At 53.2% G+C, this 10961-nt stretch carries 10 protein-coding genes and 1 CRISPR repeat array; all 10 genes read right to left on the minus strand.

Going from position 1 to position 10961, the window contains the following annotated elements:
• Positions 1–88 precede the first annotated feature (88 nt).
• Positions 89–1189: direct repeats of the CRISPR family, unit length 29 nt; unit sequence CGGTTCACCCCCACGGGTGTGGGGACAAC.
• A 19-nt stretch (positions 1190–1208) separates the two neighbouring features.
• Positions 1209–1481 carry a type I-E CRISPR-associated endoribonuclease Cas2e gene (cas2e, locus tag NW853_RS00280; RefSeq protein WP_414335467.1) on the minus strand — a complete coding sequence of 91 codons (273 nt, stop codon included), beginning with the start codon at positions 1479–1481 and terminating at the stop codon, positions 1209–1211.
• Complete coding sequence (cas1e, locus tag NW853_RS00285; RefSeq protein WP_414335466.1) at positions 1481–2428, minus strand: type I-E CRISPR-associated endonuclease Cas1e; 948 nt, start codon at positions 2426–2428, stop codon at positions 1481–1483. Before cas1e ends, cas2e begins: the two co-directional genes overlap by 1 nt.
• Before the next feature lie 26 nt (positions 2429–2454).
• Positions 2455–3087, minus strand: a complete 633-nt coding sequence (cas6e, locus tag NW853_RS00290; RefSeq protein ID WP_414335465.1) for a type I-E CRISPR-associated protein Cas6/Cse3/CasE — start codon at positions 3085–3087, stop codon at positions 2455–2457.
• The gene (gene cas5e / locus NW853_RS00295) at positions 3069–3716 is read right to left on the minus strand and encodes a type I-E CRISPR-associated protein Cas5/CasD (protein WP_414335464.1); all 648 of its coding nucleotides are present in this window, start codon (positions 3714–3716) and stop codon (positions 3069–3071) included. The genes cas6e and cas5e overlap by 19 nt, the downstream gene beginning before the upstream one ends.
• Positions 3717–3719: 3 nt before the next feature.
• A complete protein-coding gene (gene cas7e, locus NW853_RS00300; RefSeq protein WP_414347088.1) occupies positions 3720–4871 on the minus strand; it encodes a type I-E CRISPR-associated protein Cas7/Cse4/CasC in 1152 nt (383 codons plus the stop codon).
• A gap of 66 nt (positions 4872–4937) precedes the next feature.
• Positions 4938–5537 (minus strand): type I-E CRISPR-associated protein Cse2/CasB, encoded by a 600-nt coding sequence (casB, locus tag NW853_RS00305; protein ID WP_414335462.1) that lies wholly within the window; start codon positions 5535–5537, stop codon positions 4938–4940.
• 11 nt (positions 5538–5548) lie between these two features.
• Complete coding sequence (gene casA / locus NW853_RS00310) at positions 5549–7135, minus strand: type I-E CRISPR-associated protein Cse1/CasA (protein WP_414335461.1); 1587 nt, start codon at positions 7133–7135, stop codon at positions 5549–5551.
• Between the two features lie 16 nt (positions 7136–7151).
• Complete coding sequence (cas3, locus tag NW853_RS00315) at positions 7152–8966, minus strand: CRISPR-associated helicase Cas3' (protein WP_414335459.1); 1815 nt, start codon at positions 8964–8966, stop codon at positions 7152–7154.
• Between the two features lie 23 nt (positions 8967–8989).
• Entirely contained in the window at positions 8990–9826 is an 837-nt protein-coding gene (locus NW853_RS00320) for a CRISPR-associated endonuclease Cas3'' (RefSeq protein WP_414335457.1), read from the minus strand.
• Positions 9823–10809: a helix-turn-helix transcriptional regulator gene (locus tag NW853_RS00325; RefSeq protein WP_414335455.1), complete on the minus strand. Its 987-nt coding sequence runs from the start codon at positions 10807–10809 to the stop codon at positions 9823–9825. Before NW853_RS00325 ends, NW853_RS00320 begins: the two co-directional genes overlap by 4 nt.
• Positions 10810–10961 lie beyond the last annotated feature (152 nt).

A 10961-nucleotide genomic window follows, 5' to 3' on the forward strand; every position in this document is an offset into this window, starting at 1 on the left:
ATCCCGGTAGATGTGAGATTGTCTTAATTGTCTGCCCCACCGGTGTGGGGACAACGCGGCGCCCGCTCCTGGACTGGTGGCGCCGGTTCGGTTCACCCCCACGGGTGTGGGGACAACGGTTATTGGTCCGCAGACCAGTGGGCCCAGAGGTCGGTTCACCCCCACGGGTGTGGGGACAACCAGGAACAGGCCCGCTACGGCACGCAACTAGGGCGGTTCACCCCCACGGGTGTGGGGACAACGGTGTGTGTGGGGTTACCGTCCGGCAGCCCAGTCTTCGGTTCACCCCCACGGGTGTGGGGACAACCTTTTGGCTAGTCAGGCTAGCCAAGGCTCTCTTCTGGTTCACCCCCACGGGTGTGGGGACAACGGACTGGCGCGGGCTCAGGGGCTGGCCCCCGCTCGGTTCACCCCCACGGGTGTGGGGACAACGGGTTTGGGTGTGTCGGGGCGTGGTGGCACAGTCGGTTCACCCCCACGGGTGTGGGGACAACGGATGTAGTGATTGAGGTGCGCCATGCAACCTTACGGTTCACCCCCACGGGTGTGGGGACAACGGGTTGATGGACAGTGAGGCACTGGCCACAGAATCGGTTCACCCCCACGGGTGTGGGGACAACGGCGTCGGTATCGGCCTGGGCCCGGCGCAGGGTAACGGTTCACCCCCACGGGTGTGGGGACAACTGTCTTCCCTCTGTCCTCTCCCTCTCCCTGCCTAGCGGTTCACCCCCACGGGTGTGGGGACAACTGCCCAGCGCTGTGTTTTGCGTCGCAACGGGCGCGGTTCACCCCCACGGGTGTGGGGACAACGGATGGTGTCGCCGGCCCAGGTGACGTTTGCCAACGGTTCACCCCCACGGGTGTGGGGACAACTTGCAGAGCCACCCCCGCAGGAGTAGCTCTACGTCCGGTTCACCCCCACGGGTGTGGGGACAACGGGGCGGGGGCCTGGTGGTTGGTGTCTACCTTACGGTTCACCCCCACGGGTGTGGGGACAACGGAGAGAGAGATGCAGGGAACACCACCCGGAAACCTTGGTTCACCCCCACGGGTGTGGGGACAACTTGCCTATCCAGGGGCGGTCAAGGTGGGGGGATTGGTTCACCCCCACGGGTGTGGGGACAACTGCCAATCGGTCTGACCACGTGAACCGTCGCGCTCGGTTCACCCCCACGGGTGTGGGGACAACACTTCGATTTTTGCCGATTTTAGTAGGTTTTGACCAGCAGCACCCCTTCTATGTCTACTAGCTGCCGCGAGGGATCCCCGATGCTTCTGGCCCAGAATCCCTGCTCTGAGTTGATGGAATAGACCATCAGTGCAGAGCCGTCGCCGATTTTGCTGGTCACCCGCGCCCACAGTTCTTCTCGAACCAGAGCCGAGACGCGACCGACAAAGACCCCCGCCTTGATCTCAAACAGCCAGCGGCTTAGGTCTCCCCTCAAACTTGCTGGGACATTCTCCAAGATGAAAACCACCATTAGTCCGGCGTTGCCTCATCTAGATCTTCTCCGTAGCTCACTCCCCCCTCAACAGCTCCCTTCTCGTTATCCCAAAGAGCACCCAAAGGGCTAGACTCGTCCTGAGTAGCTCTGAAGCCGAGGATGGCGTCAACATCGTCTATGATTCTCTGCATCAACCGATGCTCTACAAACTTTTCTCGACACAGTTGCCTGGTTCTCGACTCAAAGTTTGGCATCAATTCAGCGGCAGCCTTGAAGGCAGCAGGAATAGTGATCTCTGTTTTGTAGAGATCGGCAACATCATAAACAAAAGATAAGGGCTTGCCTATGTGAATAAATCCCAGCGCAGTTGAATAGCCTACGGCATTGAGCGCTGCCTGGCAAACAGAGTAGAGGCAAGTATTGGCAACAGAAAGAGCTCGATTAACGGGATCAGCACATTCCCATTCCTTGAGCTTATAGGAGCGTCCTTTCCACTTTACCCCTGTTTCCTTGCTCAGGCGATTGTAAACAGTTCGCACTCGCACTCCCTCTAGGCCACGAATCTGCTCAAGGGTTAGCCCTTCTTTTAAAGGTTCGGGAAAGCGAAAGGAATACATACGCCGAACCACTTCCATATGCTGGACGGGATCTGCCCAGAGTTTGGCCTGGTGATAAAGCCTTTCCACGCTGCTAGAAGGATGGGATCCGCTGGCATAGAAGCGTAGCCCATCTTCGCCAACCCACTGGACTGAGCAGAGGCCATCGGCCAAGTTCTTAATAGCAGCGTGAGTAATTGCCGTTCCGGGGCCTAGCATTAAAGTTGTCAAGCTGGCACAAGGGATTATATATCTGCCATCTTCTTGCAAAACGGCAACAGCTTTAGCATCTTGCTCAATTCGGCACCGTTCCACATAGACGAAGCTTATGCTATCTCGAACCTTTGGGATAGAACGTAAACTTTTCGCAGTTGTCTTTGTGCTCATAAGATACTCTCCTTTAGAAGGCAAAACTAATAGGGAAAGTAGCTGATCTTGCTAAGTGATAGGAGTCCGCAGCCGTAGGAGCGCCCTCGCCCAATTCCTTGTTGCACTGCTTTGACCAAAGCTTCAGCATCAGTTACCCGCAATATGCCCTGGAACAAAACGGTGTGGATACGAACTGGCCCGGAGAGCCCCTTTTTGATCCCAAATATTTGCGGCGATGGGATCCCTTCTGCAGCCAACACCTCAAACCCATGCTGCTGGCCCTGGCGGCGGAGCCATTCCAGTTGATCCTCAGAGCGAAAAAAGCCAATAATCTTGTGGGTCTTCCTATCTCGCTTGCTGGGATTTGCTCGAAGTCGAAACTGAAAGCATCTTCCCTTACTTAGAACTTCTGGCTTTAGGTCAAAGATTTTGACTTCCGGATCCCTTTGGACATAACCCTGGGGCAAGCGAGACCAATCTGGTTGAATGGCTGATTGTACCAGGAGAGTGCAGCCATCGGGTTCTTGACGGTAAAGAATATGCCAATCGGAGCGAGGGGTTTTGGTGGGTTGATCGGGAAAACCATGCATAATTCGCTGGTGCAAAGCGTGAGCATTACTGAGCTCTCGCTGCACCAAAATCTGTCGCTCGTTGAGGATCAGCCGGGAAAGATACATATCACCTCCGGGAGTTTATAGTATTCTGTCTTCACAGCCCGGCAACCGAAACGCCGTGGCTGCCAGCTCAAAGGCACATCTTGGCGCACATCTAAGCTCTCAGGAACCTCCAAAACAAAGCGAAGTTGAGAGGGACACTGCTCGCGTCTAGAACACTCGTAAGGGTGCTGACGCAAAGCTTCCAGCAAGGGCTGCTCCACAAGCCCCAATCGCAAAGGGCGGCTGGGAATAAAACTCTTCCGTCCTAGAAACACTTGCCAGTGAGGTTTTTGCAAAGCTTGATCCAAGATTCTCAGCAAATTAAAATCCCCTTCCAATCCCACCAGGTAATCCCCATCCGCTACGTAGTAGCGCTCACTAAGCGTCGTTTCCGCTTTACGCCTATCGTGCATATTGTTTTGCACTGTGTGGAAGTCTTTGCGAAGGATCCCTTCCTTATTCACTCGCACCCCCATTCTGAGGGCAGCTAGATCATCAACAGGTTCCCAACGAGGGCGACCCAGTGCCGCGCAGAGGATCCCGATGACAGCCGACTTTGTAGGCTCACGACGGCTATCGCGATAATCAAACTGGCTGTGGTCGCCCCAGCTCATCATCGGGGCCCGCAATCGCATGAGAAGCGTAGTCATGATCTAAGCTCCTTTGCCGTTGTTGGCCACGCCAAGAGCTTTGAGAGCACTATTTAAGAGCTCTTCTACAGAATCTTTCTTGCTAGATTTGAGTACGTTAAGTCTCTCGGCTAGCCTATCAAGGGCAACAACGCCCTTATACTGCACATCAGCTTCTCCATACATCTTGATAAGTGATCCCCAATACTCATCTAAAGCTTTAACGGCATTTTCCAGTAGGCTAAATCCTCCACTAGGAGCAACCGGGTTTTCAAAGGCATCCACCAAGGAAATAGGCTGCCCTTCTCGAACTACCACCATCACCAATGCTGGCCGAGTGTGGGCGGCAAATCCGTTTTGATGTCCGCTGGGCACAGCATGAATGAAAGCCGTAGCAAAAGCCTTGATAATGGATCCTAGATGTTCAGTTCCACCTAGATTTTCAACCAACTGCTCCTTATCGAGAACAGCAAAGCGGTAGTAGGTAGAGCTGTTGTACCCCGTCTCGCCCATGTGGTCGGCTCCGGTGTCCTCACTACTGCCCAGGTCGTCTACGGCTGTGAAGAAGTCGAATTCTTGTTGCAGGACATTAATACTAGTTGCATGGGCCACTTGAACGGCAGCATCGACATTGACTGTGGGTAGCGAGGCCATCATCCGACCGAACAAAGCCACATCACCCGGTTTTCCTGTATCAACCAAAGCTTTCTCGATCGCCTTGGCTATGTTGGGATCCTTTTGGGGAAGCTTAGGCTTTTCCTCTCGTAAGCTGGATTCGATGGCAGACCAGTTTTTGATTAGGATTTCGGCAATTGCATCAAGTTCTGTCTTACCCAAAAATATAATAGTGGTGGCTTCGTTCTTATCATTAAACTTGAGCTTAAGCCCTTCCTCTAAGGCCAGCCGAGCAACCAGCTCAGCTTGCTCATCAGGGATCCCTGCCTTCACAAGCTTAGATTTCAACTCAGGGATCCAGTTACGAGAGCGATCGGCAAAGTGAGCCGGGTCTAGCTTGGCATATTGGTAATAGTATTTTCGCGCTGCCCGCTTCTGGCACTGGCTAGAGATTCGCGCTCGCGGACGACCGCCGAATATCGTAGATTTGGGCATGCCATTTTCATCGCGGTTTAGGTTGGCAGGAGGGAAACTTTGAATCAAATGAATTTCCATTCGCATGGCTATTTCTCCTCTAAGGTATGGTGTCGGAACAAGTCTGCTAGCTTAAACAGAGGCAAGTGCCTCTCAGCCTACATCCTCTTTGAAGTCATCGGAGACCTCGAAACTTACATTATCAGTTTCTTCTGACCTTGCAGATCCAGAAGAAGGTGATTGCCAAAAAGTTCTAGCCCATTTATCTTGAACAACTTGATCGGGGTGGTTCCATAAGCAAAGGTCAACGATCAAACGTGGGTAGTAAACAGAAATCCTCCTCTCCTTTTTGCTCTTCATCTGTCGCACTAGAGCTGTGATTGGATATTCGATATAGTCAAGATCGGTCTCCAGAAGAGCTCTAAACCTTCGTTCTGGGCCTTTAGATTCAGTGCTGTCTTGCAGTTCCCGACAGCTTTTCGCAAAGTTACCGGCATCCGGTTCTGCATCTTGATCATGGTAAACAGAGAGACACGCCACAAAGATCCAGATATCCTGTTCTTGTTCGGGGATCCCTTGCAAATAGGGCAGTACAAAGGGGTAAATTTTTCGTAAGTGGTGGTGCTTGCCGGAAAGTGCCCGCTTGAAGGCAACTTTGGCGCCGGTGTCGTTTTTAAGGCGATCCTTAATTTCCTGTAAGAACTTTTTTGCTCGTTCTAGTCGATTATGAGAAGAGATTTGAGTTGTAGCCATAACTTAGACTCCTATTGGACAACGGCTTGCTCCTTCTTCTGCTTTTTCTTAGCTGTTTTTTGTTTTTGAGCTTTCTTTTCCCTTGGGTCGGCGCGAAGCTCTGCTAGTTTCCACTCCAGTGTGCGCAAGGCAGCTGCTCTGGCCTGATGATTGCGAATAGACTCAATGGATTCGGTGAAGGCTCTCCGAGCGGCATCTTGTACAGTCTTAATCCAGGCAGGTAGAGTGGTAAGTCCATAGCGGGTAATGCCATCAGCTCCAGTTTGGTTATCTTGGGGTAAATCATGAAGTAGCCTTGAGAAAGCTTGGTCTAGAATTGTCCAGTAGCGAGACTCTCCATCTAAAGCTTTGGATAGCTTCTTGGATAGATTCTCAGTCTCTTCGTTTTTGAGAACCTCTGCCAGAGAAAAGTAGGGGCTGCCTTTAAAAGATCGAAAGATTTGTTGATGGTTCTCGGCAATTCCAATAGCGCTTTTTAAGCTCTGCGCCAACTCCAAATCTGTAACAAACTGTATTGGAACTGAAAATCGAGCCGAACTCCATCCTAAAGGTTTAGCCTGGTCAGCGCTCATACCCAACACTTCAAATACAACCAAATTATTGACCAATTCTTCTGACTTGAGCTCAGCTAGCCAGTCCACAATCCGAGGACGGGTTTGCTTGCCAGCCGTCAAGAGAAAACTGTCCGCATCCCGCCACAACTGTCTGTGTAAAGATAGACGCACTGGTTTACCTTCTTTATAGGCAACGCTACATTCCCACTGCCGGGCCTCTACACCCTCGGGTAGGGAGTTGCCCATAGTGATAGCCAATTGCTGCACTCGCCCAGCTTCTGAAAACAGCCGCAGCCGCCGCCAGGGAAAGGTTAAGTAGTGGATGTATCCCGCAGGGATTTCTTTTTTCGGTTGGCCAGTGTAGCCAACTTCGGTTTCCCAGGTGGGTACATCTTCTCCAGCTACCACACTCGGTATCTCATTCTCTGGGCTATACTGCATCAAGTTCAGCATCAGCGTCTCTTTTAAGGTTCTTCCTTTTAAAAGGACATTGGCAACATTCATAGTCGGAGTGTTTACAGCAGAGCGATTGCCACTGTCTTGCCCGACATAAAATGCCCTTAGGCTAGTGATATCGACTCCCTGTAGACGCACCAATAGTCGAGCAGCTTCCGGCAAGGAGATGCTGTAGCCGCTCCATTCGTGTTCATGAGAGAATACTTCAGAGGTGCTCATGGTATGGATGGCGTAGACAGGCACGGCTCTTTCTATAGGTAAAGCTGGATCCTGCATGAAGGGGTGAGTGGGATGGAATAGGTCAAAACAATTTTGACTACCCTGCAAGTACTCAACAACTCTCTTTCCATTGTCTTGAAAGATTTCCTTCCAGTGATCTGTATCTGTCGGCCCAAGATAGGCTCGGTGCATAATTGCCAGTAGAAAACGGTAGAGGGCTAAAGTGGTAGGCGGATTATCTCCTCGAATCTCTTTTAGGCTTTCCCACTCTCTAAACAACTCAACTAAAGACAACTCTTGGATCCGAAAATCGGGATCGAGTACAGGGATCCACTTTTCTCTGGTGAGATTAAAGGATTGGCTCTCCATGAGCTCCTCCCCAACGTTAGCTGTCAACCTTCTCGATCACGATCCCTAAGTTAGGATCCAACCGTAGCCGCCAGTTGCCAATCTGGGCCCACCCTTCGGCGTTCAAGACAACGTAGCGACAGTTACGCAGCAGAGCAGATGTCCAAGTTTTGGGGTTCTCCCGCCTCAGCAGCTCCTTTACAAGCTCCTGGCGGGAAGCAATGCGAACACTGTGGGCCAGTAACTTACGAATCATCGGCAAGCTGGGCTCAGTTTCTAGATCCACTGGATCGTGAGAGCCGGGAAAGACTAAACTGCTCTTCCCTTGTTGCAAGAAAATTGTTACTACTGAAGGCTGCCCAAGTCTGGTAACGGCAGCGATAGTGCTTTCGTCATCCTCTTTTTTTAGGTAGGTAAACTGTTCGGGCCTCACATCAGCATGTGGCAGTGGGATCTTTACTTCATTAGCTCGAGATCTTTTAGCATCCTCTTCTTCAACTTTGTACTTTTCCAAAGAGTCGTTCCAATCTTTGGAATGAACTGGCTCTAAGTTTTCGGGGGTAGGTCTCTCCAGGTCATATACTGATTCAATTAAGTCGTCAATTTCTTCAGGTAGTTGCACGTTTTGGCGCTGTCTCAGAGTCAACCAACTGCGTAGGAGAATGTGCTGATCGTAGATAGAGCTACTCTCCCGAAAATTACCTCTGCCCTCAGCGTCCAGCTCTGGTTTCACTATCCACAAGTAGGGAGCAGACAGCTCAGGTGGTCGCTTATCCCACCGATGGCGGTGGAGTCGCCCAGAGCGTTGTAGAAGAAGATCAATGGGAGCTAGGTCGCTAATCATTAAGTCAAAGTCAACATCTAGGCTTTGCTCAATGACCTGAGTTGCTATCAAAACAAAGTGAGAGGGACGTCGATGTCCTTTTTTGCCAAATTTCTCTAAGCATTCTTTCTCAATCTGCTCTCGATCTTTGAACAAAAAGCGCCCGTGAAATAAACCCAATTCTTCCGGCGGAAAATCATTTTGGAGATGCTTAAACACTTGCTGGGCGCGATCAACCGTTGAGCAGATAACAGCAACGCACCCACCCCCTTTGGAAAGCACTTGCCGGAGTTCTGCGGGCCATTGGTCATCCTGAACCCAGCGGATCCCTAGTTGACGGCGCACGTGCTCGGAAGGAGCAAAAGGCTGAGCTAGGGCGGCTCCAGAAGCTAAAGCAGTGATGCGAGGGTAAGGGGCGGCAGGCAGTTCGGGCGGGGGCTGTCCACAGCCCCTGGCATAGGCAGCCAGCAATCGCTGGCGGGTACCGGCGGGCAGGGTGGCCGAGAGGGCGATCACGGGGGATCCCAAAACGGCTGCCCATTCCAGGAACCGCTCTAGCAGAGTGCTGGTGTAGAGGTCGTAGGCGTGGATCTCGTCCAGGATGATGGTGCGGCCTGCCAGACCAAACAGCCGGACAAACTGGTGGCGAGCCCGTACTGCACCCATTAGGGCTTGATCAAGGGTGCCCACCCCGTAGGGACTGAGCAGCGTTCGCTTGCGGGCAGTGTGCCACTCGCTGGCAAAAACCCCCTTGCCCTCCTGGTCGTAAACCTGATCTAGGCGGCAGACAGTCTCTAGGTAATCTTCTTTGAGAGCTGCTGCCCCATGGCTGAGGGTTAGGTTCACGATGGTATCGGGATAGCGCTTTTGCAAAAATGACTTGACGCGCTCGAACATGGCGTTGCTGGTTGCCTGGGTAGGCAAGCCGATGTAGAAGCCGCCGGCTCCGCTTTGGTGCTGCAGGTGGTCGGCCAGGTAGAGCGCCGCCTCGGTTTTGCCCTCCCCCATGGCGGCCTCGACAATGACCAAGCAGGGTGGAGCCAGCCTGTCCTTCAGGGCAATGGCTGCCGATTGCAGCGGTCGCGGTTCGCTGATGAAGTCAAAGAGAGCCTCAAAAGTAAGAGGGCTGCCTGTGGGGGCGCAACCCAGCCTTGGACCTTCAGGGCTTGCCGGGCTTTTTCAGGTATCCCCTGAGCGTAGGTCTCAAAGGGCTCGTCGTTGGCGTAGGGAAAACTCTCCGCATTCGAGGCAATCCAGTCCGCAACGGTTGTCAGGCCGGCCAAGATCATGGCGGCGGCATTGTCGCAGCGGGTGGGGATCCCTTCTCTTTTCAGCCCAACAAAACTTTGTAGTTGCTGGAAAATCTCTCGACGAAATGGGATCCACTCCCCTCGACCGACATCGTCGGGGGAGAGACTTTGAATATCCTGAAGTCCCGGGAAAAAGCCATGATGACCGCCGACAATAGCTGACAATTTTTGGGCCAGTTTCTTTGGCAGTTCCAGCTCTTCCAGAAAGCTGGGCAGGGTTGCGGCGGTCACTGTTCCGTGAGGAGTTGGTTGGCCGGTGTTGGGATAGCTGCGCCACAGATCGTAGAGACGGGATCCCACCAGGGCTTTTCCCACTTCGCCAACTTGAAACTGAAAGGCAGGACTGACCTTGCCCAGGTCGTGGCAGCCTGCCATGAACCCGCAAAAGCGAGCTAAGGGATCCCCTTCCAGCCCCAACCCTGCCGAGAGCTGCTGACGGGCAAGGGGGCTGAGGTAGGTTTGCACGATCTCGATGGCCACGGCTGCCGTATCGGCTAGGTGGCAGAGGACGGGATGGTATAGAGGTCGGCCATCTTCTCGCAACTGTCCCTGTCCGGTCTTGGCCCAAAACTTATTCATGGCGACGGCTCCTTGTCGGTGTAGCGCTGACTCATTTCGCAGATCTCTTGCCGCATCATGTCCACCAACTCCGGGGGCTCCAGCACTCTGGCTCCTCTGCCATAGCCCAACACCCAGCGCTTGACGTCATTCATCCCCTGCACGGTTATGCGCAGAACCAGGGATCCGTCTGGGTTTTCTTCGATGACTTGGGTTGGATGCCAGCGCCGCTCCCGAATGAAGGGTGCCGTTTGGGCATCAAACCAAATCCCCACCTGGCGAGGGATCCCGCCCGCCTCATGCTGAAAAATCATTGCCAGATAGGCTTTAGCATCGAAGTTGGGATCTATCTCAAAAGTGTCCGCCAAGGTTTTGAGAGCCAGAATCCTGTCCACTCGGAACCAGCGCACCTCTTGTCTTTTGTGACACCAGCCAATCACGTAGGGATTGGTGCCGCGGTAGATGTGCAAGAGATAGGGATCCAACTTCCGTTCCGACACCTGATCGCCTCGACTGGCGGTGCGATAGCGCATCCACACTCGTCTTTTTTCCCGACAGGCGTCCTCCAACTGTTGCCAAATCTCCCAGTCCAGATGGGTTTCCGCCCCCGCCCGAAAGATGAGACGCTCATCGGCTAGCTGCTGGAGATCCAGCCACTCCTGCTCCGGAAGCCGTTGCGCCAACCGCCCAATCGCCGAGCGCAACTGCGGGGCATAGGCCGATCCTGCGTAGGCTTCCAGCATTCTCGCTCCCAAAGTCAGGGCAAACAGTTCCCCCTTGGTGAGGGGTATCGTCGGCAGGCGCCATTCCCGATCGGTGTAGTGATATCCCTTTTCGCGGCTGACTTTGATGGGGGCTTGAAAGCGATCCTTCAAGAAGCTGATGTCTGCTCGAACAGTCCGTTCGCTCACCTCCAAAGCCTCAGCCAGCGAAGCGGCTGTCTGCCGCTGCTCAGAGCGCAGCAGCACGTCCAGCTTCAGGATCCGCTCTAACTGGCGTAGCATTGCATACCTCAGCAAGGATGAGCGCATTCTAAACAACTCACCCGGCAAAAACACTTCCGACTTCTCTAAAGATTTGCTGAAGGTTGAAACTTCCTGCTCACGGGGATCAGCATGAACCCTGATTGGACAGGCCAGACAGGGCCGAGAGCGAC

It is taken from the genome of Synechococcus sp. H55.11, assembly GCF_047462475.1.
In the GTDB taxonomy this organism is placed as follows: domain Bacteria; phylum Cyanobacteriota; class Cyanobacteriia; order Thermostichales; family Thermostichaceae; genus Thermostichus.